Source organism: Streptomyces litmocidini, assembly GCF_014649755.1.
Classification (GTDB): domain Bacteria; phylum Actinomycetota; class Actinomycetes; order Streptomycetales; family Streptomycetaceae; genus Streptomyces; species Streptomyces litmocidini.
The window spans coordinates 216396-241527 of the sequence record NZ_BMTQ01000008.1; the positions used below are offsets into that span (position 1 = coordinate 216396).

Sequence of the window (25132 nt, forward strand, 5' to 3'; positions counted from 1 at the left end):
GCACCCGCGTGCGGACGGGCCGGTGGGCGTGCCGAGCGGCGCCCCGTTCGGTCGGGCCCGTCCGCGTGCCGCCGCCCGGCGGGCGCCCGGGCCCGCGTCGGCGAAGGCCCCGAGGTGAGGAGGAAGGCCCGTGGACCAGACCCTGTCGGAGCGCGCGTCCACGGTGACGCTGCGCGTCAACGGAACGGACCGTTCGCTCACCCTGGACCACAGAACGACCCTGCTGGACGCGCTGCGCGACCACCTCGACCTCACCGGCACCAAGAAGGGCTGCGACCACGGACAGTGCGGTGCCTGCACCGTCCTCCTCGACGGCCGGCGCGTGAACGGCTGCCTGCTGTTCGCCGTCGCGTGCGCGGGCCGTTCCGTCACCACCGTCGAGGGCCTCACCGACGGCGAGGTCCTCCATCCGGTCCAGGAGGCGTTCGTCGCCCGGGACGCCCTGCAGTGCGGCTACTGCACACCGGGCCAGATCTGCTCGGCCGTGGCCCTGCTGGACGAGGCGGCGCGCGGCGAACCGTCCCACGTGACACCGCCGGAACGCCTGCCGGGCGGCCCCGTCCCCCTCACCCCGGACGAGATCCGGGAGCGCATGAGCGGGAACATCTGCCGCTGCGGCGCCTACCCGAACATCGTGGCCGCGATCGAGGAGGCCGCACGGTGAAGCCCTTCGCGTACGTGCGTCCGGAACGCACCGAGGAGGCCGTCGCGCACCTCGCGGCCCACCCCGGCGCCCGCTTCCTGGCGGGCGGCACCAACCTCGTGGACCTGATGAAGCTGGGGGTCACCGGCCCGCCGCTGCTCGTCGACCTCGGCGCCCTGCCCCTCGACGGCGTCGCGGAGACCCCCGACGGGGGCCTGCTGGTCGGGGCGACCGCGCGCAACAGCGACGTCGCCGCCCACCCCGTCGTGCGCACCCGCTACCCCGTGCTGTCCCAGGCCCTGCTGGCCGGCGCCTCGCCCCAGCTCCGCAACGCGGCCACCACCGGAGGCAACCTCCTCCAGCGCACCCGTTGCCCCTACTTCCAGGACACGTCCACGCCGTGCAACAAGCGCGTGCCCGGTTCCGGCTGTCCCGCCCGGGAGGGCGTCCACCGGGACCTCGCGGTCCTCGGCCACTCCGCGCACTGCGTCGCCACGCACCCCTCGGACATGGCCGTCGCCCTCGCCGCCCTCGACGCGGAGGTCCGGCTGCGCGGGGCGGACGGCGAGCGGACGGTGCCCGTCACCGCGTTCCACCGGCTGCCCGGCGACCGCCCGGACCTGGACACCGTCGTCGCACCCGGCGAACTCATCACGGGCGTGGCGCTCCCCGCGCCGCCTCCCGGCGCGCTCAGCGCCTACCGCAAGGCCCGCGACCGCGCCTCGTACGCCTTCGCGCTCGCCTCCGTCGCCCTCGTCCTGACCGTCGAGGACGGCCGGGTGGGGCACGCCGCCCTCGCCTTCGGCGGTCTCGCCCACAAGCCCTGGCGGGCGCGGGCGGCGGAGGAGGTGTTGCGGGGCGCGCCGGCCACCGCCGAGACCTTCCGGCGGGCCGCCGACGCCGAACTCGCCGCCGCCGAGCCCCTCCGCGACAACGGCTTCAAGGTGCCGCTGGCCCGCAACCTCGCCGTGGGCCTCCTGGGGGACCTCGCGTCCCGCGCCACCGCGGCCGCCGCGTGACGCCCGCGACGTGCCCGCGCCCGCACGCACCCCGGCACCGTCCCCGGCACCGCCCCCGCCGACGCCCTGCGGTTCGTCGCCCGTCCGCCACGCCGCCCTGACGTCCTGACGTCCCGCCCGGCGCCGGCCCGCCCGCTGGCGTCCGCCCGCCGAACGTCCGACCGTCCACACCCCGCCGTACGCCGACCGGAGGAGGCACCGCGCCATGACCCGCCACGAACCCGCGACCGCGCAGCCCCGGGCGGCCGTCCGGCGCGACGCCCGCCAGAAGGTGACGGGCGAGGCCCGCTACGCCGTCGACCGGACGCCGCCCGGCTGCCTCCACGCCTGTCCGGTGCCCGCCGCCGTCGCGCGCGGGCGGGTCACCGCCGTCCACGCCGACGAGATCCTGCGGCGCCCCGGTGTGCACGCCGTCCTCACCCACGAGAACGCCCCGCGCCTCGGCGACGCCGACGACCCGACGCTCGCGCTGCTCCAGGAGGACCGGGTCCCCCACCGGGGCTGGTTCGTCGCCGTCGTGGTCGCCGACACGCCCGAGAACGCCCGCGCCGCCGCCGACGCGCTGCGGATCGACTACGCGCCGAGCGAGCACGACGTCCGGCTGAGCGCCGACCATCCGCGCCTCTACACGCCCGAGAAGGCCAACGGCGGCCACCCGGCCGTACGCGAGCGGGGCGACTTCGACACCGCCTTCGCCGCGTCCCCGGTCCGCCTCGACGCCACGTACACCATGGGCGCCCTGCACAACCACCCGATGGAACCGCACGCCGCCACGGCCTGGTGGGACGACGACGGCCTGACCGTGTACGACTCCAGCCAGGGCGCGACGACCGTACGGGACGTCCTCGCGCGCCTGTTCCGGCAGCCCCAGCAGCGGATCACCGTCGTCTCCGCCTACGTGGGCGGCGGCTTCGGCTCCAAGGGCACCCCTCGGCCGCCGGCCGTCCTCGCGGCGATGGCCGCCCGGCACACCGGTCGGCCCGTCCGGCTCGCCCTGCCCCGCCGCGACCTGCCCGCCGCCGTGGGGCACCGCGCGCCCACCGTCCAGCGCGTCCGCATCGGCGCCGCCGCCGACGGGACGATCTCGGCCCTCGCCCACGACGTGGTCACCCAGACGTCCACGGTGAAGGAGTTCGTCGAACAGGCCGCCGTCCCGGCCCGCACCATGTACACCTCCCCGCACAGCCGCACCACCCACCGGGTGGTCGCCCTGGACGTGCCCACCCCGTCGTGGATGCGTGCCCCCGGCGAGGCGTCCGGGATGTACGCCCTCGAAGCGGCCATGGACGAGCTCGCCGAGGCGGTCGGCGTCGACCCGGTGGAGCTCCGGCTGCGCAACGAACCCGACGCCGAGCCCGACAGCGGCAAACCGTTCAGCAGCCGGGGCCTCGCCGAATGTCTGCGGGACGGCGCGCGCCGGTTCGGCTGGGCGGGCCGGGACCCGCGCCCCGGCGTCCGGCGGGACGGGGACGTGCTGTCCGGTACGGGCGTCGCCGCCGCCACCTACCCCGTACTCGTCAGCCCGTCCCGCGCCTCCGCCCACGCCGCCCCGGACGGCCGCTTCGTCGTCCGCGTCGACGCCACCGACATCGGCACCGGGGCGCGGACCGTCCTCGCCCAGATCGCCGCCGAGGCCCTCGGCGCCCCGCTCGACTCCGTACGCGTCGAGCTCGGCAGCAGCCGGCTGCCCGACGCCCCCGTGGCCGGCGGCTCCTCCGGGACCGCGTCCTGGGGCTGGGCCGTGCACAAGGCCTGTGCCGCGCTGCGCGCGACCCTGGCCTCCGACCCCGGCCGCACGCTGCCGCCCGAGGGCGTCACGGTCGAGGCGGACACGAAGGAGGAGGCGGGGCGGACGTACCCGTACGCCCGCCACGCCTTCGGCGCCCACTTCGCGGAGGTCCGCGTCGACACCGCCACCGGCGAGGTCCGGGTGGGCCGGCTGCTCGGCGTCTACGCCGTGGGCCGGGTCCTCAACGCGCGCACCGCCCGCTCCCAGTTCATCGGCGGCATGACGATGGGGCTCGGGATGGCGCTCACCGAACACAGCACCATGGACCCCTCCTTCGGGGACTTCCGCGAACGCGACCTGGCCTCCTACCACGTTCCCGTCTGCGCCGACGTGCCGGACATCGAGGCGCACTGGGTGGAGGAGCACGACCCCCACCTCAACCCGATGGGCAGCAAGGGCATCGGGGAGATCGGCATCGTCGGCACGGCGGCGGCGATCGCCAACGCCGTCCACCACGCGTGCGGCGTCCGCCTCCGCGACCTCCCCCTGACCCCCGACCGCCTCCTCCCGCTGCTCACCACCCGGGCGTCCGCTCCCTAGGCGGTGTCTTCAAATGATCATCGCTGGTGGATCATGGTGGCGTGATACGTCGCCATGAACTGTCCGATGCCGAGTGGGAGTTCGTCCGGCCGTTGCTGCCCGCGTCGTTGCGGGGGCGGAAGCGGCTGGACGACCGCCGGGTCCTGAACGGGATCGTGTGGAAGTTCCGCACCGGTGTCGCCTGGCGGGATGTGCCCGAGCGCTATGGTCCGTGGGCCACGCTCCACACGCGTTTCCGCAGGTGGGCCATGGACGGAACGTTCGACCGGATGCTGCGGGCCGCGCAGGCGAAGGCAGACGCGGCGGGCGACATCGAGTGGCTGGTCTCGGTCGACTCCACCGTCGTGCGGGCTCACCAGCAGGCGGCCGGAGCCCGAAAAGGGGGCTCCGCGACCCGGCCCTCGGCCGGTCCAGAGGCGGTCTGACCAGCAAGATCCACCTGGCCTGCGACGGCCGGGGCCGTCCCCTCGGCTTCGTCGTCACCGGCGGCAACACCAACGACCGCACCCGGTTCACCACCGTCATGGAAGCCATCAAGGTGCCCCGGATCGGACCGGGACGACCCCGTACCCGGCCCGACCACGTCCTGGGCGACAAGGGCTACAGCTCGAAAGCGATCCGCTCCTGGCTCCGCCGCCACGGCATCCCGCACACGATTCCCGAGCGGGCCGACCAGGTCCGCAACCGGGCCCGGCGGGGCAGCCACGAAGGCCGCCCGCCGGCCTTCGACCGCGAGGTCTACAAACACCGCAACGTCGTGGAACGGTGCTTCAACCGCCTCAAGCAATGGCGCGGGATCGCCACCCGGTACGACAAGACCGCCCAGTCCTACGAAGCCGCCGTCACTCTCGCCTCACTGCTGATGTGGGCGTGACATTTGACGACAGAATCTAGGCGTTTCGCCCCTATTGTTGACGGTGCTCACATTTCCCTTCGTCGCTTTCATGCACGCATCGCTCACATGAAAGCGGGGAACCCCCGTGCCCTCGCCCCGGAAGGACACCGTCGAGGTCGACCTCGACGGCCGTGCCGTCACCGTCCCCAAGGGGGGCCTGTACGACCGGTACCGCGTGGACCCCGGCCTCGACGCCCTCGCGCGCATCCGCCCGCGCGGCCGACGACGCCGGCGGAGTGGATCTGTCGCTCCCGGCGAACGCCCCGACCCAGCGGGCCCGCCCGAGCGGCGAGCGCGTCGGTTCGCCCACCTCGCACACGAAGATCGACGGCGCGCGGCACTCCACGCCGCACCAGACCCACGTGCTCAACGCCGGCACGACGCGCAGCACCAACGGCGTCACCCTCCAGCTCGGCGAGGGCCGCATGTCCGACGACCTGCGGTCGCCCATGCCGAAGCGGACCATCCAGTTCGACGTCATGACCGAAGGCCAGGCCGCCCTCCACACGCCGGCGCCCACCTCGGTCCCGAGCCGCAGCAAGGAGCCCCCGCCATGGTCACCGACCACGCCAGCAGCCCCACGGGCGCCCGGACCGGTCCGCCGTCGCACCGCACCGTGGGCGGACCGGTCCGAAACGCCTGCGGGCCAGAGGAGCGCGGTTCCGGCTCCAGGACGGATCCGGCGCCGCTCGCCGCTTCCCGTTCGGCCGGCCGCCCCGCAGGAGACCCGACGAGCGGCCGCGAGAACAGCTCGTCATCCCTCCCGGTCTCCCTCTTCCCTTTCGATCGCCTAAGATGTATACACCATTCACATTAGGGTGCGGCACAAGCGTTGCAGACACAGGGAAAGCGAGCGTGACCCATGCCACAGGCCGGCGCGTACCATCACGGTGACCTGCGAGCCGCGTGCCTGCGGGCGGCCCGGGAACTGCTGGAGGAGGACGGCAGCGCGGGCCTCTCGCTGCGCGCCGTCGCCCGCAGGGCCGGAGTCTCGGCGACCGCCCCCTACCGCCACTACGCGGACCGCGGGGCACTCGTCTCCTCGGTCGCCGCCGAGGGCTACCGCGAGCTCGCCGAGCACCTGACGACGGCCCGTCCCGCCCCGTCGACCCCGGACGATCTGGCCGCCGTCGCCACCGCCTACGTCCGGTTCGCGCTGGACCACCCCGCGATGTTCCGTGTCATGTTCGCCGAGCCCTGCGACCCGACCAGCGAGGAGCGCGTCGCCGCGACCTCCGCCATCTCCGCGTACGTCCGGGGCATCGTCCGTGACGCCTTCCCCGGCACCGAGGACACCGACGCGCTGTCGACCTCCGTCTGGGCCCTCGTCCACGGCCTGGCGTTCCTGCACCTCGACGGCAAGCTCGACTCCTCCACCCCCGAGGCCGTCGCCGACCGGGTCCGCTCCTCCGTACTCGCCCTGTTCACCCTCTCCCCCGCGATCCGGAAGGCGGCCCCGTCGGACTGACCGGCGGAAACCGGAACACTCCGCATCGACGGATGCGGCAGCGGATCCGTCGGAGCGGGCCCGGCTCGTCCGACGGGTCCCGCCGGCGCGGGCCCGTGCGGCACTTCCGCACGACGGCCTCCAGCGGTCGGCGGCGATCGGCCCACCGTCGACTGCGGGCGGCGCGACGACGCCGGGCACCAGGTCCCCGCCGAGGGCGCGGTCCAGCCCGTCGACGCCGGTCGAGCGGGCGGTCGCCTGCCGGCCGCACCCGGCGCGGCGGCAGGACGGCAGGTCCCCGGCGGTTTTCGTACGGGCAGGCGTGGGTCTCACCGCGCCGGGGGCCGGTGCCGGGGAGCGGCCGGGGAGGTGGGCCCTCCGGTGCGGTCCCCAGGCGGACCGCCCTGTCCGGAACGGCCGCTCCGGTGCGGCCCCCGGGGCGCGGCCCCGGACGGCCCGGGCGGCGATGCGAGCCCGAGGTGGGCCCAGGCGGCGGGCGTCGCGACCCGGCCGCGGGGCGTCCGGGCCAGCAGCCCCTCCCGTACGAGGAAGGGTTCGGCGACCTCCTCGACGGTCTCCCGCTCCTCCCCCACGGCGACCGCGAGGGTGGACAGGCCCACCGGACCGCCGCCGAACAGCTTCAGCAGGGCGTGCAGCACGGCCCGGTCCAAGCGGTCCAGGCCACGGCCGTCGACCTCGTAGATCCCCAGGGCCGCGGCCGCGATCTCGCGGGTGACCACTCCGTCCGAGGTGACCTGGGCGTAGTCCCGCACCCGGCGCAGCAGCCGGTTGGCGATGCGGGGCGTGCCGCGGGAGCGGCCGGCGATCTCGGCGGCGCCCGCGGGCTCGACGTCCACCTCCAGCAACCGGGCGGAGCGGTGGATGACCCGTTCCAGTTCGGCGGGGTCGTAGAACTCCATGTGGGCGGTGAAGCCGAAGCGGTCGCGCAGCGGCGGGACCAGCAGGCCGGCCCGGACGGTGGCGCCGACCAGGGTGAACGGCGGCAGGTCGAGGGACATGGCGGTGGCGTCGTGGCCGGTGCCGACGACGATGTCGACGCGGAAGTCCTCCATCGCCAGGTAGAGCATCTCCTCGGCGGGCCGGGACATGCGGTGGATCTCGTCGAGGAAGAGGACCTCGCCCCCGGTGAGCGAGGTCAGGACGGCCGCCAGGGCTCCGGGGTGCTGGATGGCGGGGCCGGAGGTGAGGCGCAGCGGGGCGTCCATCTCCGCGGCGATGATCATCGCCAGGGTGGTCTTGCCGAGTCCCGGGGCACCGGAGAGCAGCACGTGGTCGGCGGTGGCGCTCCGCTGCCGTGCGGCCCGGAGGACGAGGTCGAGCTGCTCGCGGACCCGTTCCTGGCCGATGAACCCGTCCAGGTGCTTGGGGCGCAGCGCCGCCTCGGTGGCCCGCTCGTCGCCGTCGGCGGGGGCTGCGACCAGCCGGTGGAGCGGCTCCGTCGCGGTGGGCCGGCCGGCGCCGGTCCCGCCCGGGGCCGGTGTCCCGTCCCGGGGCGGGGTGGCGTCGGGGAACACGGTGCCGTCCCGGTTCACCGGCGTTCGCCTCGCGCCGGGGTGAGGGAGCGGCGGGCTGGTCTTCACGGCCCGGCCGGGGTGCCGTCGAGGAGGACGCGGGGGGCCGGACCGCTCGGGGCCGGCGAGGTCGTCCCGGTGAGGCGCCGACCGGTCGCGACCGAGTCGAACGGCACGGCGCCGGGGGCGGCCACCCGGTTCGCCGCGTCCGTCCGGGGCTCCGCCGCCGGGGCCTCCGGCTTCGCCCCGATGCCCAGTTTCTCCCTGATCTGCTTCTCGATCCCGTCGGCGAGGTCGGGGTGGTCCCTGAGGAAGGTGCGGGCGTTCTCCTTGCCCTGGCCGAGCCGGTCGCCCTCGTACGTGTACCAGGTGCCGGCCTTGCGGACGAGGCCTTGCTGGACGCCCAGGTCGATCAGCTCGCCCTCGCGGCTGATGCCCCGGCCGTAGAGGATGTCGAACTCGGCCTGCCTGAACGGCGGGGCGACCTTGTTCTTGGCCACCTTGACGCGGGTGCGGTTGCCGACCGCGTCCGTGCCGTCCTTGAGGGTTTCGATGCGACGGATGTCGAGGCGCACCGAGGCGTAGAACTTCAGCGCCCGGCCGCCGGGCGTGGTCTCCGGCGACCCGAAGATCACACCGATCTTCTCGCGCAGCTGGTTGATGAAGACCATCGTGGTTCCGGAGTGGCCCATCGCACCGGCGATCTTCCGGAGCGCCTGGCTCATCAGCCGGGCCTGGAGGCCCACGTGCGGGTCGCCCATCTCGCCCTCGATCTCCGCGCGCGGCACGAGCGCGGCGACGGAGTCGACGACGATGAGGTCCAGGGCGCCGGAGTGGATGAGGGTGTCGGCGATCTGCAGGGCCTGTTCGCCGTTGTCCGGCTGGCAGACCAACAGGGCGTCGGTGTCGACGCCGAGCCGCCTGGCGTACTCGATGTCGAGGCCGTACTCGGCGTCGATGAACGCCGCGGTCCTGCCCGCCTTCTGCGCGTTGGCCATGGCGTGCAGGGCCAGGGTCGTCTTGCCGGAGGACTCCGGTCCGTAGATCTCCACGACACGGCCGCGCGGCAGGCCGCCGACGCCGAGGGCGAGATCCAGGGCGATCGAGCCGGTGGGGATGGCCTCGATCGGGGTTCCCGGCTCATCGCCCAGGCGCATCACCGAGCCCGCGCCGAACCGCTTTTCGATCTGGGCGAGGGCGATTTCGAGCGCTTCCTCGCGGTCCTGTTCCTTCATGGGGTCCGCCTCGGATGGGTGCGGTGTGCGGTCGCGGCCGGCGCACGGGTGCGCCGGTCCGTCAGAAGGGGTCCGTCTCCTCGCGGGAGGCACGTCCTCCGCTCTCGGCGGGGACCGGCCGCTCGCCGTCGGGCCGGGCGAACGGGTCCTCGGCGGAGGGACGGGGGCCGCCGCGGGAACCGGCGGGGACGCCGGTGTGCGGGGGTTTGGCGAGCGTCACGGAGGTGAACCGCAGCGACGGGCCGATCTCGTCGGCCTCCAGCTCGATGACGGTCCGCCTCTCGCCCTCCCGGGTCTCGTACGTCCGCTGGCGCAGCCGTCCCTGGACGATGACGCGGGTGCCTCGGGTCAGGGACTCGGCGGCGTGCTCCGCCTCCTGCCGCCAGATCGAACAGCGCAGGAACAGCGTCTCGGCGTCCCGCCACTCGTTGCTCTGCCGGTCGAAGGTGCGGGGTGTGGACGCGACGGTGAAGTGCGCGACCGTGTCTCCGGAGGGGGTGAGGCGCAGCTCGGGGTCGTCGGTCAGGTTGCCGACGACGGTGACGACGGTTTCACCGACCATGGCGGCTCTCCTCTCGTGCGACGGGTGACTCCTCACCCGTGTCCGTTCGGGTTCGACGGGTCCGTTCGGTTTCGACGGGTCTGTTCGGGTTCGACGGGCGGCCTCGTACCGGTGGTGAGGGTGCCCGGAGGGGAGGCCGCGCCGCTCCGGCCGGGTGGGAGGGGGAGCTGGTCGGCGCGGTTCTCCGGGGGTGTCGCGGTGGTGGGGGACGGCAGGGCTCCGGTGGGACGGCGGCCCCCTCGTCGGACGGGGGTGGTCATCGGGTTCGCCCCGCTTCCCCCTCCTGCCTCGGCCCGGGCTCGCCGAGCCCGGCCGCGAGGAGCCGTGCCCGGTGGGCGGGGGCCCTCCTCAGGGGTATTCCGAGCCGGGGGACGGTGCAGGGACGGCCCGCGGCGGCCCCGCACCAGGGACAGGGCACGCGGAGGGAGCGGAGGCCCGGGTCGCGCTTCGAGCCGGTGGGGCGGGAGGGCGGCCCGGCCGGGGCGGCGGGTATGCGCTCGACTCGCTGTCCCGAGGCGATCGCGGTCACCAGCGCGAGGAGTTCCGCACGATAACGGAGCGGGTCGTCAGGGTCGCTGTCCGGGAGCGGCAGCGGGTTGCGGGCGAGTCGCTCCTCCCGGATCGCGCGCACCTCGGCGCGGATGTCGGCGGCGGCGATGCGGGACCGCTGTCTGCCCAGCCGGGTCACGGCCGCCCGCACATCGGCGACGTCCAGGTCGGCGAGGAGCAGGTGCCAGGCGTCCGTCGTGGTGTCCTCCAGGTGCATCGACGGGCACATCGCCGCGACCAGGGCGACGAGTTGGGCCGTCTCGGCCGGCAGCATTCGCTCTTCCCTTCCGCGGGGGTACGGCCCGGCTGACGCCGGTGCGCCGCTTCCCGCCGCGTCCACCGGCTGCTGGTACACGTACAGGACGGCCCCGCAGGCGCACCGCAGCCGCTTGTCGTCCTCGAACGTCCAGCGGCCGCAATCGAGGTGACCGGCTTGGGAGACCAGGAACCACACCGTGCCGAGCGCGTCCCGGCCGGGGTGGGCGATGACGGCGGTCACGGATCCTCGCCGCCCTCGAGGGGGAGCAGACGGCGCAGGTCGAGCGTGCCGGTGTGCCAGGCACGGGCGATCCGTTCCCGCCCGCCGGGCAGGGGGCGCAGGCTGAACGACCGCGGTTCGGCGGCCGACAGCACGCCCAGTCCCGGGATCGCCTCGCCGGTGTACGGGTCGGCGACCGGATCGAGGCAGGCCAGCCGGGCGAGGAACTGCCGCTGCCAGCCGGGGCGCACCCGGACCAGCGTTTCCACCTCGCCGGGGTGGTTGTCGGCCACCCAGGCGGTGAAGGACTCCTCGTCGGCGACCACGACCGCCGGTTCGGGGTCGACGAGGGTGAGGGTGGCGACCGGTGTGTCGTCCGGCAGGGTCACCAGGACCGACTTCAGGTTCAGTTCGGCGCGGGCCGCGCGCAGTTCCTCGAGGACCTCGTGGCGCTCAGCCCGGTACTCGGCGTCGACGGCGTCGCGCAGCACCCGGAGTACGGCGACCCTGGTGGCGTGCTCCTTGAGGCTCATGCGGACTTGTCCTTCCGCTCGGTCCCGTTCTCCTGCCCGGTCCCGGCACCGTTCTCCCGCTTGGTCCCGGCCCCGACCCCGACGTCCTCGGCGACCCTGTTCCTCGCCGCCGCGGTGCCGTGGCGCACTATCAGCTGGCCGAGTGTGCAGGTCTCCCCGGCGTCGTCCAGGACGGCGGCGCCGAGCAGGTTGTGCCGGCGGGCCTCCTCGTACAGGGCGCGCAGCTCCTCGTGGTCTGCGCCCGGCGCGGTGGCCGCCGTGACGTAGTCGGAGACGGAGAGGGCGGGCTTTCCGGCCTCCAGCCAGTCGCGGACGGCCTCGGCGAACTCCGGGCCCGGCCTGTGGAGCACCGTCCCGGACAGCGGCTTCGCCCGGGACTTGGAGATCACCAGGGTGTTCTCGTGGTCGAGATCGCCGACGATGTCGAATTCGTACTCGATGCCCTCCCGCTGCTCGGGCTTGAGCCCGATCTTGCGCGGCACCTTGCGGCCGCGCTCGTCGGCCTCCACGACGTACTCGGTCTTGGTGCGCATGGTGACGATGAGATGGCCGGGATAGGCGAGCAGGGCGTCGATCATCGCCCGCTCCTGGGGGCGGGCCTCCTTCCAGCCGGCGAAGCTGCCGCCCGCCCCGAGGCGCTTGGCCGCGTTGTCGACCTGTTCCAGCATCCCGCCGGTGCCGGACCAGAAGTGACTCAGGGAATCGACGATCATGACGTCGTAGCCGTCGTGGGCGGCCACCGCGAGCGCGTCGACGAGGGTGGTGGGCTGGAACGTCGTGAGCGGGAGGGTGTCGAAGGCGAACTCGTCGGCGTACTTGGCGGCGCTGCCGTGCTCGGTGTCGATCAGGGCGATCCGTTCGCCGAGCCCGGTGGCGGTGACCAGGGCGGTGTAGGTCTTGCCCGACCCGGTGGGGCCGGCGAGCGCGATGCGGGCCTTGGCCTGTTCCTTGGTGGCGGGGGTGAAGGTGAGGTTCACGCCGTTCTCCTGGCGTCGGCGACGGCGGTTCCGGTCGGGTCCGGCCGGCAGGGGACGCGGTCCTCGTCCGGCAGGACGTGCTCCCGCGCGACCGCCCTCGGATCGAATATGCATTCGAATTGCTGTCTGCGTCCACGCTAGGCGCCCCAGAGGGAACAATCCACCCTTTTTCATAAGAAAAATACCCCAAAGGGGGAAATGTCAGAGAGAACGCGTATAATGTCCCGCCGCACGCGTGCGAGTCTCGGACACCTTCGGCCTCAGCGGGTGTCGGAGGGCGGGCACCCGCCCTCCCCCGCGGCCGGCTCCGCGGCGACGGGCAGGGGATAAGGCGGCGGGGTGCCGCCCCAGGCCGGACACAGCGCCCGATGGGGGCACCAGTCGCACAGTCGGCTCCGGTGCGGGGGCCAGTCGCCCGTCCGCGTCGCCCGCCCGATCGCGTCCCACAGCGCCAGCAGCTTGCGCTCCACGGCCCGCAGATCGGCCTCCGTCGGGTCGTAGGCGAGCACGTCCCCGCTGCCCAGGTAGACCAGCTGCAGGCGGCGCGGCACGGTGCCGCGCCGCCGCCACAGCACCAGGGCGTAGAACTTCAGCTGGAACAGCGCGTCCGCCGCGTACTCGGGCCGGGGCGCCCGGCCGGTCTTGTAGTCGACGATCCGCACCTCACCGGTCGGCGCCACGTCCACCCGGTCGATGATCCCGCGCAGCCTCAGCCCGGAGTCCAGCGTGGTCCGGACGAACAGCTCTCGCTCCGCGGGCTCCAGCCGGGCCGGGTCCTCCAGGGTGAACCACCGCTCCACCAGCTGCTCCGCCGTGGCCAGCCACTCCGCGCGCCGCTCCGGGGCGGGCGCCCCGCCGTCCCCCGCGAACAGCTCCGCGAGCTCCGGCCGCGCCGCCAGCAGCCGCTCCCACTCCCCCGCCACCATCGCCCGGGCCCGGACGGCCGTGCGCTCCGCCGCCGGGACGTCGAAGAGCCGCTCCAGCACCGCGTGCACCAGCACTCCCCGAGCCGCCGCCGCATTCGGCTTCTCCGGCAGCCGGTCGATCACCCGGAACCGGTAGAGCAGCGGGCACCGCATGAAGTCGCCCGCCCGCGACGGCGACAGCGACGACGGCGGCGCGGCGGGCCGGAGCGCTGCGGGCGGGGCCGGTGCGCCGGGGGTGTCGATCGGCTGCACACTCCCGACCTTACGCCGGTGGCCGGCACACCGCTCCGGCCACCACCGCCGCCCACGGAGGCGGTGGCCGCGCACCCGCCCCCTCGGGACCGTCGGGCCGCCGACTGCGTGCCTCGGGAGGCCGCCGGCGCGGCCCGATCGGTGGAGGGCACACCCACGCCGCCCCGCCCCTCCCCGGTCCGTCCGGCCGCCGCCCGCCGGGACGGCGGTCTCGTTCTCGCCGCTTCCGTCCGAGGCGCCCACCCGGCCGGGAGCAACGCGGACGGACCCGTTCGGGCGGACAGCGGGAAGGCGGGACCGGCGGCCCCGCCCCGCGGGCGGGCGCATAGGACCCGGGTCGCGGGGCAGCCGGTCCTCCTGAAGTCGCGGCGGGAAGCGGCCTGTTCCCGCCGCACCCACGATGAGCGTTCCGAAGCGGAGGAGTGATCGGCATGGCGGAGAGCGTGTGGAACTACGGGCAGGCCTTCAGCCACCTGGTGGGCACCGACCTGACCGGCTGGGGGGTCGAAGCCACCGACGGGCACGTCGGGAAGGTCGACAAGCACTCCCACGAGATCGACGACTCCTACCTGGTCGTCGACACCGGCGTGTGGATCTTCGGCAAGGAAGTGCTCCTTCCGGCAAGCACGGTGACCCACGTCGACCTGGAGAACCACACGGTGCACCTCGACCTGACCAAGGACCAGATCAAGGCCGCACCCGAGTTCCGCTCCGACGAGCACCTCGCGGATCAGCAGCGCCGGGAGGAGATCGCCGTGCACTACCGGACGGGCGGACCGTTCGGGGGCGGGCCGAGCCCCGTCTGACGTTCGGGCGAGCAGCACGGGGCGGTCCCGCACCTGGATGCGGGACCGCCCCGTGCGTCTCGAGCCCGCACGTGAGCGCGAACCGTCCCGGTCGCTCCCGGCCCCTCGTACCTCCTGGCCCTCGCACCTCCCGGCCCTTCGCACCCCTCGACCTCCCTCCCCCGCCCCGGAGCAGCCCCGCCCACCGGATGGCTGTCCCCTATGCACCCTTTGCCCCTCACTGGACGTGAGACAGAGCACTCTGCGTAATGCATTGCGCATGGCTTGTGAGGCCCAGGGCAGGCGGCTGAACCGCCGGTACTCGCCGGCAGGGGGACTCGAAGGAACGAAGGGCCGTACACGACGTGACCGCAGCACAACAGACCATCCATGTCGGCGGCGAGTGGCGCTCGGCCCTCTCCGGCGCCACGCGCGACCTCATCGATCCCGTCGACGCGACCGTCTTCGCGGTGGTGGCGGAGGGCGGTGTCCGGGACACCGACGACGCCGTGGCCGCGGCACGCGCCGCGTTCGACGACGGGGCCTGGCCGCGTACGCCGGCCCCCGAGCGGGCCGCTCTGCTGCGACGGGTCGCCGCCCTGCTCGAACGCGATCGGGAGCGGATCGGCGCCCTGGAGAGCCAGGACGCCGGCAAGACGCTGGAGGAGGGCCGCGTCGACGTCGACTGCGTCCGCGACGCCTTCCTGTACTTCGCCGACCTCGTGGCGAACGAGGACGGCGGACGCGTCGTCGACGCCGGTTCGGACAAGATCCGCAGTGTCGTCGTGTACGAACCGGTCGGGGTCTGCGCCCTGATCACGCCGTGGAACTACCCGCTGCTGCAGGCCAGCTGGAAGATCGCGCCCGCCCTCGCCGCCGGCAACACCTTCGTCATCAAGCCCAGCGAGATCACCCCGCTGAGCACCGTCGTCCTGGTCGAACTGCTCCTGGAGGCCGGACTGCCGCTCGGCGCGGCCAACATCGTCACGGGCCCCGGCGGCACCGTCGGCGCCCGGCTCGCCGAGCACCCCGACGTCGATCTCGTCTCGTTCACGGGCGGGCTCGTCAGCGGCACGAAGGTCGCCAGGGCGGCCGCCGACAGCGTGAAGAAGGTAGCCCTGGAACTGGGCGGCAAGAACCCCAACGTCGTGTTCGCCGACGCCTGTTCGACGCCCGAGGGCTTCGACACCGCCGTCGACCAGGCACTGAACGCCGCCTTCATCCACAGCGGCCAGGTCTGCTCCGCGGGCTCCCGCCTCATCGTCGAGGAGTCGCTGCGCGAGCGTTTCGTCGCGGAACTCGCCCGCCGGGCCGACCACATCCGGCTGGGTCGCGGCACCGACGAGGGCGTCGAGTGCGGTCCGCTGGTCTCCGCGGCCCAGTTGGCGCGGACCGAGGAGTACGTCGCCTCCGCCCTCGACGAGGGCGCGGTCCTGCGCGCGGGCGGCGAGCGGCCGGCCGGTCCCGGCTACTTCTACCGGCCCACGGTCCTGGACCGGTGCCACCGCGGCATGCGGGTCGTCCGCGAGGAGATCTTCGGTCCCGTCCTCACCGTGGAGACCTTCCGCACCGAGGAGGAGGCCGTCACCCTCGCCAACGACACCGAGTACGGCCTCGCCGGAGCGGTGTGGAGCTCCGACGAAGACCGCGCCCGGCGCGTCGCGGCCCGGCTGCGCCACGGCACCGTCTGGATCAACGACTTCCACCCCTACCTGCCCCAGGCGGAGTGGGGCGGCTTCGGCAAGTCCGGCATCGGCCGGGAGCTGGGCCCGAGCGGCCTCGCCGAGTACCGCGAGGCCAAGCACGTCTACCAGAACCTCGCCCCGCGCCCCGTGCGCTGGTTCGCGGGCGAGACGCGGAAGGAGCGGGCGTGAACGACCGGCACGTGTACGACTACGTCGTCGTCGGCGGCGGCACCGCGGGATCGGTGATCGCCTCCCGGCTGACCGAGGATCCGGACGTCAGCGTCGCCGTCATCGAGGGCGGCCCCAGCGACGTCGGCCGCGACGACGTCCTCACCCTGCGCCGCTGGATGGGCCTGCTCGGCGGCGAGCTGGACTACGACTACCCCACCACGGAGCAGCCCCGGGGCAACTCTCACATCCGGCACAGCCGGGCGCGCGTGCTGGGCGGCTGCTCCTCGCACAACACCCTCATCGCGTTCAAGCCCCTCCCCTCCGACTGGGACGAGTGGGCCGAGGCGGGTGCCGAGGGCTGGGACGCGGCGGCCATGGACCCCTACTTCGCCCGGCTGCGCAACAACATCGTCCCCGTCGACGAGGCCGACCGGAACGCGATCGCCCGGGACTTCGTCGACGCGGCGCGGACCGCGCTCGGCGTTCCGCGCGTCGAGGGCTTCAACGAACGGCCCTTCCACGAAGGGGTCGGCTTCTTCGACCTCGCCTACCACCCGGAGGACAACAAGCGGTCGTCCGCGTCCGTCGCCTATCTCCACCCCTTCCTGGACCGGCCGAACCTGCGCATCGCCCTGGAGACCTGGGCGTTCCGGCTGGAGTTCGAAGGCACCCGCGCCACCGGTGTGCACGTCCGCACCAAGGAGGGCACGGAGCACGTCGTACGCGCCCGGCGCGAGATCCTGGTGTGCGCGGGCGCCGTGGACACCCCGCGCCTGCTGCTGCACTCCGGCATCGGGCCGCGCGCCGACCTGGAGAAGCTCGGCATCCCCGTCGTGCACGACCTGCCGGGCGTGGGCGAGAACCTGCTCGACCACCCCGAGTCGGTCATCGTGTGGGAGACGCACGGTCCGATCCCGGAGAACTCCGCCATGGACTCCGACGCCGGGCTGTTCGTCCGCCGGGACCCGGAGTCCGACGGGCCGGACCTGATGTTCCACTTCTACCAGATCCCCTTCACCGACAACCCCGAGCGCCTGGGCTACGAACGACCCGCGCACGGCGTGTCGATGACCCCCAACATCCCCAAGCCGCGCAGCCGCGGCAGGCTCTACCTGACGAGCGCCGACCCCGAGGACAAACCCGCGCTCGACTTCCGGTACTTCACCGACGAGGACGACTACGACGGCCGGACCCTCGTGGACGGGATCCGCATCGCCCGGCAGATCGCGGCGAGCGAACCGCTGGCCGGTTGGCTGAAGCGCGAGGTGTGCCCGGGACCGGAGGTCACCTCCGACGAGGAGCTCAGCGCGTACGCCCGTCACGTCGCGCACACCGTCTACCATCCGGCCGGAACCTGCCGGATGGGGGCCGCCGACGACGAACTCGCCGTCGTCGCGCCCGATCTGAGGATCCGGGGCCTGGACGGCATCCGGATCGCCGACGCGTCCGTCTTCCCGACCATGACCGCCGTCAACCCGATGATCGGCGTGCTCATGGTCGGCGAGAAATGCGCCGACCTGCTGGGAGGCACCGCACGATGACCACCACGCCGCACACCGCACCGCCGCGGGACGCGACGGAGTCCGTCTTCTCCGTACGTGACCTGTGGAAGGTCTTCGGCCCGAAGGCCGAGCGCGTGCCCGCCGACCCCGAGCTCGGGGCCCTCGGCGCCACCGAGCTGCGCGAGCGCACCGGCTGCACCGCCGCCGTCCGCGACGTCTCCTTCGACGTCCGCAAGGGCGAGGTCTTCGTCGTGATGGGCCTCTCCGGCTCGGGCAAGTCCACGCTGGTGCGCTGCCTGACCCGGCTGATCGAGCCCACCTCGGGCACGATCGCCATCGACGGTGAGGACGTCCTGTCCATGGACTCCGGGCGGCTCCGCGAGCTGCGCCGGCACCGGGCGGCGATGGTCTTCCAGCACTTCGGGCTGCTGCCGCACCGGACGGTGCTCGACAACGTCGCCTACGGTCTGGAGATCCAGGGCGTGGGCCGCGGTGAACGGCGCGAGCGGGCGGCGGAGTTCGTCACGAAGGTCGGCCTGGACGGCATGGAGCACCGCAGGCCGAGCCAGCTCTCGGGCGGCCAGCGACAGCGGGTCGGGCTGGCCCGCGCGCTCGCCGTCGACCCCGAAGTCCTGCTGTTCGACGAGCCGTTCAGCGCACTGGACCCGCTCATCCGCCGGGACATGCAGGAGGAGGTCGTACGTCTGCACCGCGAGGAGGGACGCACGATGGTCTTCATCACGCACGACCTCAACGAGGCGCTGAAGCTCGGCGACCGCATCGCGCTGATGCGCGACGGCCGCGTCGTGCAGCTCGGGACGCCCGAGGAGATCGTGGGCGAGCCCGCCGACGAGTACGTCAGGGACTTCGTCCGGGACGTGCCGCGCGAACAGGTGCTGACCGTCCGCTCGGCGATGCGTCCCGCGCTCGCGGGCGAGTACGAGGCCGGGCCCGCGCTCGCGCCGACCGCCACCGTCCACGAGGCCATCGAGGCCGTCGCCCGTACCGGGGCGAACGCCCGGATCGTCGAGGACGGCCGGTGCCTCGGCGTGGTCGACCACGCGGGACTCCTCGGTGTCGTCGCCGGGGTCCCGGTCACGACAGGAAGGGCGGTGGCCTGATGTACGCCCGTACGACGTGGCCGCCGCCGGGCGGCACGACCCGTACCTCCGGGGGTCCCCGCCGTGCCGGACACGGCCGGGAGTCCTTCGCCGTGCCGCGGCCGGCCCGTGGCGCCGGCCGCGGCACGGCGGGACCGGACCCCAGGGGGACGGAGCTCGCCGCCCGGCCCCCGGAGCGGACCCGCGACACGAGCGGGTGGGGCCGATGACCGCCACCGTCACCCCCGCCTCCGCCCGTCCTTCCTCTCCCGCCGCGGCGCGCGGCGTCCTGCGCGTGTTCGCGGGCCACCGCGGTCGGCTGCTCTGCGCCGGCACGGCCGTCGCGCTCGTCCTCGGAGCCGTGTTCCTCGGCGGCGGGGGCTGGCCGGCGTCGCTCGTCGCCGATCCGTCCGGGCCGCTCGACCGCGCCGGCGACTGGATCGTCGACAACCGTGACGGCCACCCGCTGTTCCTCTACTTCCTCGGCCACATCAGCAACGCCGTGGTCGTCTCCGTCCGCGCCGTGTACCTGGCCCTGCTGGCCCTCGGCTGGGCCGGCGTCACCGCCGCCGCGGGTCTGGTGGCCTGGCGGGTCGCGGGCGTCCGGCTCGCGCTGACCTCCGTCGCCGCCATCGCCGTGTGCGGGCTGCTCGGCATGTGGGTGCCCACCCTGCAGACCCTCGCCCTGATGGTCGTCGCCGTCGCCGCGTCCGTGCTGCTCGGAGGCCTCCTCGGGCTCACCGCCGGCCTGTCCGACCGGATGGGCCGGATCCTCCGTCCGGTCCTCGACACCATGCAGGTGCTGCCGGCCTTCGCGTACCTCCTGCCCGTCGTCCTGGTCTTCGGCATCGGGGTGCCCGCGGCCGTCCTCGCCACCGTCGTCTACGCCGCCCCGCCCATGGCCCGTCTCACCGCCCTCGGGCTGCGCGGCGCGGACGCCGGTGTCATGGAGGCCGTCGCCTCCCTCGGCGCCACCGGCAGGCAGCGGCTGCTGACGGCCCGGCTGCCCCTGGCCCGCAAGGAGCTGCTGCTCGGCCTCAGCCAGTCGATCATGATGGCCCTCGGCATGGCCGTGATCGCGTCCGTCATCGGCGCGGGCGGCCTCGGCGACCGCGTCTACCAGGCGCTGGCCTCGGTCGACGTCGGAGCCGCGCTCGCCGCCGGCGTGCCGATCGTGCTGCTCGCCGTCGTCCTGGACCGGGTCACCGGCGCGGCGGGCGAACGCCTCGGCGCCGCTCCGGCCCGCCGTGCCGGAACCGGCTGGGCCGTCGCCCTCGTGGTGACCGCCGTCGTCGCCGGGGCCGGCCGTCTGTCCGGCCGGCTCTCCTGGCCCGACGGGTGGACGGTGGACATCGCCGAACCCGTCAACGGGGCCGTCGACTGGATGACCGCCCACCTCTACTCCGGCGTGCCCCTCGTCGGCGGCACCGCCGACTGGGCCGCGCGGTTCACCACGTGGGTCCTGAACCCCCTGCGCGACGGCCTGCAGTGGCTGCCCTGGTGGGCCGTCCTGCTGACCGTCGGCGCGCTCGCGCTGCTCATCGGCACCTGGCGCACCGCCACGACCGCCGTCCTCGCGATGGCGGCCATCGGTGCGCTGGGCGTCTGGGACCCGGCGCTCGACACGCTGTCCCAGGTCCTGGCCGCCGTCGCCGTGACGCTGGTGCTCGGCTTCGCCCTCGGAGTCGCCGCGGCCCGCAGCACCCGCCTGGGACGCGTGCTGCGTCCTGTGCTCGACGTCTTCCAGACACTGCCGCAGTTCGTCTACCTGATCCCCGTCGTGGCCCTGTTCGGTGTCGGCCGTGCCCCGGCGGTCGCGGCCGCCGTGGTCTACGCGCTGCCCGCGGTCGTACGCATCACGGCGCAGGGGGTGCTCGCGGTGGACCCCGCCGCGCTCGAGTCCTCGCGTTCGCTGGGCGCGACCGGTCGCCAGCAGCTGTTCCAGGTCCAGCTGCCGCTGGCCCGGCCCGCGCTGCTGCTCGCCGTCAACCAGGGCGTGGTGCTGGTCCTCGCCGTCGTCGTCATCGGCGGCCTCGTGGGCGGCGGCGCGCTCGGTTACGACGCGGTCTTCGGCCTCGCCCAGGGCGACCTGGCGACCGGTCTGGTCGCCGGTGCGGCGATCGTCTGCCTCGGCCTGGCACTCGACCGCGTCACCCAGCCGACGGAACGCCGCGACCTCGCCCGGAAGGGGGCCTGACATGGCTCGCACGCGCCTCGCGCTCGGCGGCTCCGCGCTCGCGGCGGCCGTCGCCCTGACGGCCCTCACCGGCTGCGGTGCCGCCGACATGACCCGTCAGGCGTCGCCGTACGCCGACGCGAAGGACTCCCGCACGGTGACCCTCTCCGTGCAGTCGTGGGTGGGCGCACAGGCCAACGTGGCCGTCGCGCGGTACCTGCTGGAGCACGAGCTCGGCTACCGGGTGGACACCGTGCAGATCGACGAGGTGCCCGCCTGGGACGCCCTCAGCCAGGGCCGGGTGGACGCCATCCTGGAGGACTGGGGCCACCCGGACCAGGAGAAGAGGTACATCGACGGCAAGGGGACGATCACGCGGGGCGGGGACCTCGGGGTGACCGGCCACATCGGCTGGTTCGTGCCGACGTACTTCGCCGAGGAGCACCCGGACGTCACCGAGTGGAAGAACCTGAACAAGTACGCCGACGATCTCCGTACCGCGGAGAGCGGCGGCAAGGGCCAGTTGCTGGACGGTTCCCCGTCCTACGTCACGAACGACAAGGCCCTCGTGGACAACCTGGGCCTGGACTACCAGGTCGTGTTCGCGGGCTCGGAGGCGGCGCAGATCACGCAGATCAAGCAGCTCGCCAAGGAGAAGAAGCCGTTCCTCAGCTACTGGTACAAGCCCCAGTGGCTGTTCGAGAAGGTCCCGATGACGGAGGTGAGGCTGCCCGCGTACGAGGAGGGCTGCGACGCCGAACCGGAGAAGGTGGCCTGCGCCTACCCGCACACCCCGCTGCAGAAGTTCCTCAACTCCCGCTTCGCGGACGGCGGGGGCGACGCCGCCGCCTTCCTGAAGAGGTTCCGCTGGACGACCGGCATGCAGAACGACGTCGCCCTCATGATCGCGGAGCAGAAGCTGTCGCCCGAGGAGGCGGCGAGCCGCTGGGTGAAGGAGAACGAGGCCACCTGGCGGAAGTGGCTGCCGTCCTGACACGGGCACGGCGGACCGGGCGCGCACGCCGGTCCGCCGCCGCGTCCTGCTCGGCCGCGGCTCCTCCTCGGCCTCCTTCCCCGGCCGCGGTCTCCGCCGGGTCCCGCCAGGGCGGCGGCGCGGAGCGCTCGCGGGGGCGCGTCCATCGGCGTCGGTCGTGCCGTCGTCGGTCGTGCCGTCGTCGGTCGTGCCGTCGTCGGTCGTGCCGTCGTCGGACGTGCGACGGCACGGGGGCCCGTGAGGGCCCCGCGGGACGCCCCGGAGGGACTCGCGCCCGGATGCCGGGCGCATGCCGCCGCCCGAACCGCCTCCGTACCTGCCGGTCCCGGCGTCCGGCGCGCGAGACCTTGGTGGTCCACCACCACCCTGTGAGGAGATCCCGTGCTCGAAGGCTTCGGCGAGGCGCTCGCGGACCGGGAGTACTACCTGCCGCTGACCGGCGTGGCCGATCCCGGGCCGCGCTTCGCTCCCGGTGAGGTGCCGCCGGGCCTGCGCGGCTCCGCCCAGGGCATCTGGACGGTCTGGGGCGGTGCGCGGGCCGGGCTCGCCGATCAGGGCTGGAAGATCCACGTGTCGGCGCGCCTCGACCGGGCGCAGCACGTGCTCGACACGGTCGCCGGGATCTGCTTCTCCGAAGGCGTGCCGTTCAAGCACCTGAGCGCCCGGCTCTTCTTCCTGTTCCTCCATCACAAGCACGCCGCGCGGGCCCAGTCGGGCAAGTTCTGCGCCGTCTACCCACCGGACACGGCGACCGCCCGCCGACTCCTCGAACGCCTGCGCGACGCCCTCGACGGGGAGGAGGGGCCGTACGTCCTCACCGACCGGCGCTTCCGCGACTCTCGGACGGTCCACTACCGCTACGGCTCCTTCGACGGCGCCCGCAGCCGGCTCCGGGCCGACGGCACCCGGGAGGGGACGATCCGCGACGGCTCCGGCCGCGAGGTCGTGGACTCGCGGGTGCCCGCCTTCCACTTGCCCGCGGGGATCACGGACCCCTTCGTCGAGCAGGAGGAGCAGCCGCACGCGGGCCCGATCCTGATCCGCGACTACGAGGTGACCCGCGCGGTGCGCCTGAGCAACGCCGGCGGCGCCTACCAGGCCCTCGACCGGCGGACCGGCCGCCCCGTCTTCCTCAAGGAGGCCCGCGCCCACAACGGCCTGGTCTTCGACGGGTCCGACGCGCAGCAGCGGCTGCGGCACGAGTACGACGTGCTGCGCGAGCTGCACGCGGCGGCCCCTGGGGTGGGCCCGGAGCCCCTGGACCACTTCACGGAGTGGGAGCACGACTTCCTCGTCACCGAGTACGTCGCGGGGCAGCCGCTGGTGAGCTGGCTGAGCCGGTCCTCCCCGCTGGCCCGCGCCGACCGCACGGCCGAGTCCGTCGCCGCGTACTACGAGGCGTGCCGCCGGCTGCTGGCCGCGCTGGACGCCTCGCTCGACCGGCTGCACGCCGCCGGCCACCGGTTCGGTGACCTCAGCCTGGGCAATGTGCTGGTCACGCCGTCGGGAGGGATCCGTCTCGTGGACTTCGAGGCGGCCTCGGCACTGTCCGCCGCCCCGTCCCGTATGGGCACCCCGGGGTTCACGCCGCCGCCCGGCCTGCGCCGGGCCGCCACCGATCCGCTGCTGCAGGACCGGTACGGCGCGTCGGCGGTCGCGCTCGCCTTCCTGGCGCCGTTCCACGAGATCGCCGAGCACGCGCCCGCCAACCTCGCACTGCTGCGCCGCGATCTGGCGGACGTGGCTCCGCCGCGGGACCTGTGGCAGCGGGCGACCGCCTTCCACCTGGCGGAGGACCGGGGACGGGACCGGAACGGCCCCGACCGCCCGCCCTCCCCCGTCGAGCCGGACGCCGATCCGCGCGGCCGCCTCTCCCGGCTGGCCGAGGACGTGGCCGCGGGTCTCCTCGAGACGGCCGACGCCGACCGGCCGGAGTGGGCCTTCCCGCCCTCGCCCGAGGCGTTCCGGACCAACAACGTGTGCCTGGCCCACGGCACGGCCGGGGTGGTGCACGCCTTGCGCCGCGCCGGGGTCGAGGTGCCGGAGGAGATCGTCGAACGGCTGCGCCGCGACACGCTGGCACTGCGCGACGCGCTGCCCCCCGGACTGCTCGTCGGTTCGGCAGGCATCGCCCGGGTGCTGGCCGACCTCGGCCGGCCCGCCGAGGCCGTCGACCTGCTCCGGGACGCCGACGGCCACCCGCTCACCGCCTCCTGCGGCACGCTGGCCGGCGGGCGGGCCGGGGTCGGCCTGGGCTGGCTCGCCCTGCACCGGCTGACGGGGGAGAACAGCCACCTGGAGCGGGCCGCCGCGGCGGGGGAAGCCCTGCTGCGCACCCCCGACCTGCCGGCCGCCCTCGGCGAGCACGACGCCCGCGGCCTGCTGCACGGCCGCTCGGGACTCGCCCTCTTCCTCCACCGCCTGGCCCGCGACACCGGCGAGGACCGTTTCCTGGAGGCGGGCCGCCTGCTGCTCCACCAGGAGCTGGACCGGACCTTTCCGCTGGACGACGGCGCCCTGTCCCTCTCCGACGACGCACGGCTCACCCGCGCCATGCCGTACTTGGCCACGGGCGCGGCGGGTCTCGCGGCGGTGCTCACCCGCTACGTGGCCACCGCGCCGGACGAGCGCTGCGCCGCGGCACTGCCGCGGCTGGTCGCCGGCATCCGGGTCTCCTGCGCCACGAAGGAGGCGGGCCTGTACCGGGGGCTGGCCGGGCTGAGCTGGTTCCTGACCGAGCACGCCGAGCTCACCGGCACGGACGCCGCCCGCGGGGACGCCGTGCGCGCCGCGACCGGCCTGCTGAAGTACGCCGTCCCGTACCGGCGCGGTGTCCGCTTCCTCGGAGCGGGTTCGCAGCGGTTCACCGCCGACCTGTCCAGTGGCGGGGCCGGTGTCCTGCTGGCCCTGCACCGCCTGCTGGCCGGCCCGCTCCTGACGGGGCACCACGCGCGCCCCCGGATCCCGGCAGCCGTCTGACGTCACCGGAAGGGCCTCCCGAGAACTCCTCGGCACGGCGGGGAACACCTCCGTGCCGAGGTGCGCAGCGACCGATACGACCACGACAGGAAAGAGGAGATCACCCATGAGCCAGATCCTCGCGCTCCAGACCCTGGACACCGAGCAGGAGGTCCACGCCCTCGTCCCCTGCTTCAGCGTCGCCTGGAGCATCAGCGACATCTTCCCCGAGCCGATGTAGCGGGCCGGTGCCCGCGGCGGGCCGGAACCGGTGGACCCGCCACCGGTTCCGGCCCGCCGCGTCGCTCGGTGTCCCGGTGATCGCCAGGGCCTCGCGCGGGACGACGCAGGTGCCGGTGCTCGGCGTCGCACTGCTGATCGGCC

At 74.2% G+C, this 25132-nt stretch carries 18 protein-coding genes and 2 pseudogenes; 13 read left to right on the forward strand and 7 right to left on the reverse strand.

Annotation, left to right across the window (positions count from 1 at the left end; all coding sequences use genetic code 11):
* The first annotated feature begins 130 nt into the window (after positions 1 to 130).
* The 6 genes and pseudogenes from IE180_RS19465 to IE180_RS19485 all read left to right on the forward strand — a co-directional run bounded on the left by IE180_RS19465 (position 131) and on the right by IE180_RS19485 (position 6354).
* On the forward strand, positions 131 to 664 hold the full coding sequence (locus IE180_RS19465) for a (2Fe-2S)-binding protein (RefSeq protein ID WP_308434420.1): 534 nt from the start codon (positions 131 to 133) through the stop codon (positions 662 to 664).
* Positions 661 to 1662 (forward strand): FAD binding domain-containing protein, encoded by a 1002-nt coding sequence (locus tag IE180_RS19470; RefSeq protein ID WP_190158159.1) that lies wholly within the window; start codon positions 661 to 663, stop codon positions 1660 to 1662. Before IE180_RS19465 ends, IE180_RS19470 begins: the two co-directional genes overlap by 4 nt.
* A 205-nt stretch (positions 1663 to 1867) precedes the next feature.
* Positions 1868 to 3991 carry a xanthine dehydrogenase family protein molybdopterin-binding subunit gene (locus tag IE180_RS19475; RefSeq protein ID WP_190158160.1) on the forward strand — a complete coding sequence of 708 codons (2124 nt, stop codon included), beginning with the start codon at positions 1868 to 1870 and terminating at the stop codon, positions 3989 to 3991.
* A gap of 41 nt (positions 3992 to 4032) precedes the next feature.
* Positions 4033 to 4865: pseudogene (locus tag IE180_RS19480) on the forward strand (IS5 family transposase).
* A 218-nt stretch (positions 4866 to 5083) separates the two neighbouring features.
* Positions 5084 to 5428: pseudogene (locus IE180_RS37530) on the forward strand (acetoacetate decarboxylase family protein); the annotation flags it as partial.
* 320 nt (positions 5429 to 5748) lie between these two features.
* Entirely contained in the window at positions 5749 to 6354 is a 606-nt protein-coding gene (locus IE180_RS19485) for a TetR/AcrR family transcriptional regulator (RefSeq protein ID WP_190158161.1), read from the forward strand.
* Between the two features lie 308 nt (positions 6355 to 6662).
* On the opposite strand, the gene ruvB is transcribed toward IE180_RS19485, so the two are convergent.
* From ruvB to IE180_RS19520, 7 genes are all read right to left on the reverse strand, one after another.
* Positions 6663 to 7886 carry a Holliday junction branch migration DNA helicase RuvB gene (gene ruvB, locus IE180_RS19490; RefSeq protein ID WP_190158162.1) on the reverse strand — a complete coding sequence of 408 codons (1224 nt, stop codon included), beginning with the start codon at positions 7884 to 7886 and terminating at the stop codon, positions 6663 to 6665.
* Between the two features lie 44 nt (positions 7887 to 7930).
* A complete protein-coding gene (gene recA, locus IE180_RS19495; protein WP_190158163.1) occupies positions 7931 to 9100 on the reverse strand; it encodes a recombinase RecA in 1170 nt (389 codons plus the stop codon).
* A gap of 61 nt (positions 9101 to 9161) precedes the next feature.
* Positions 9162 to 9662, reverse strand: a complete 501-nt coding sequence (locus IE180_RS19500; protein WP_190158164.1) for a single-stranded DNA-binding protein — start codon at positions 9660 to 9662, stop codon at positions 9162 to 9164.
* 256 nt (positions 9663 to 9918) lie between these two features.
* Positions 9919 to 10710 (reverse strand): zinc finger domain-containing protein, encoded by a 792-nt coding sequence (locus tag IE180_RS19505; protein ID WP_190158165.1) that lies wholly within the window; start codon positions 10708 to 10710, stop codon positions 9919 to 9921.
* Positions 10707 to 11222 carry a hypothetical protein gene (locus IE180_RS19510; protein WP_190158166.1) on the reverse strand — a complete coding sequence of 172 codons (516 nt, stop codon included), beginning with the start codon at positions 11220 to 11222 and terminating at the stop codon, positions 10707 to 10709. Before IE180_RS19510 ends, IE180_RS19505 begins: the two co-directional genes overlap by 4 nt.
* Positions 11219 to 12199, reverse strand: coding sequence for an ATP-binding protein (locus IE180_RS19515; RefSeq protein WP_190158167.1), 981 nt, complete (start codon positions 12197 to 12199; stop codon positions 11219 to 11221). The genes IE180_RS19510 and IE180_RS19515 overlap by 4 nt, the downstream gene beginning before the upstream one ends.
* Positions 12200 to 12459: 260 nt before the next feature.
* Positions 12460 to 13377 (reverse strand): RecB family exonuclease, encoded by a 918-nt coding sequence (locus tag IE180_RS19520; protein ID WP_190158168.1) that lies wholly within the window; start codon positions 13375 to 13377, stop codon positions 12460 to 12462.
* 431 nt (positions 13378 to 13808) lie between these two features.
* On the opposite strand from IE180_RS19520, the gene IE180_RS19525 reads away from it, so the two are divergent.
* From IE180_RS19525 to lanKC, 7 genes are all read left to right on the forward strand, one after another.
* Entirely contained in the window at positions 13809 to 14183 is a 375-nt protein-coding gene (locus tag IE180_RS19525; RefSeq protein WP_190158169.1) for a PRC-barrel domain-containing protein, read from the forward strand.
* A 344-nt stretch (positions 14184 to 14527) separates the two neighbouring features.
* Positions 14528 to 16036 (forward strand): aldehyde dehydrogenase family protein, encoded by a 1509-nt coding sequence (locus IE180_RS19530; protein WP_190158170.1) that lies wholly within the window; start codon positions 14528 to 14530, stop codon positions 16034 to 16036.
* Positions 16033 to 17559, forward strand: coding sequence for a GMC family oxidoreductase (locus IE180_RS19535; protein WP_190158171.1), 1527 nt, complete (start codon positions 16033 to 16035; stop codon positions 17557 to 17559). Before IE180_RS19530 ends, IE180_RS19535 begins: the two co-directional genes overlap by 4 nt.
* Positions 17556 to 18641: a quaternary amine ABC transporter ATP-binding protein gene (locus tag IE180_RS19540; RefSeq protein WP_190158172.1), complete on the forward strand. Its 1086-nt coding sequence runs from the start codon at positions 17556 to 17558 to the stop codon at positions 18639 to 18641. The genes IE180_RS19535 and IE180_RS19540 overlap by 4 nt, the downstream gene beginning before the upstream one ends.
* Positions 18642 to 18846: 205 nt before the next feature.
* Positions 18847 to 20817, forward strand: a complete 1971-nt coding sequence (locus IE180_RS19545) for an ABC transporter permease (protein WP_190158173.1) — start codon at positions 18847 to 18849, stop codon at positions 20815 to 20817.
* A 1-nt stretch (position 20818) separates the two neighbouring features.
* Entirely contained in the window at positions 20819 to 21790 is a 972-nt protein-coding gene (locus tag IE180_RS19550) for an ABC transporter substrate-binding protein (RefSeq protein ID WP_190158174.1), read from the forward strand.
* 381 nt (positions 21791 to 22171) lie between these two features.
* Positions 22172 to 24769: a class III lanthionine synthetase LanKC gene (gene lanKC, locus IE180_RS19555; RefSeq protein ID WP_190158175.1), complete on the forward strand. Its 2598-nt coding sequence runs from the start codon at positions 22172 to 22174 to the stop codon at positions 24767 to 24769.
* Positions 24770 to 25132: the final 363 nt, after the last annotated feature.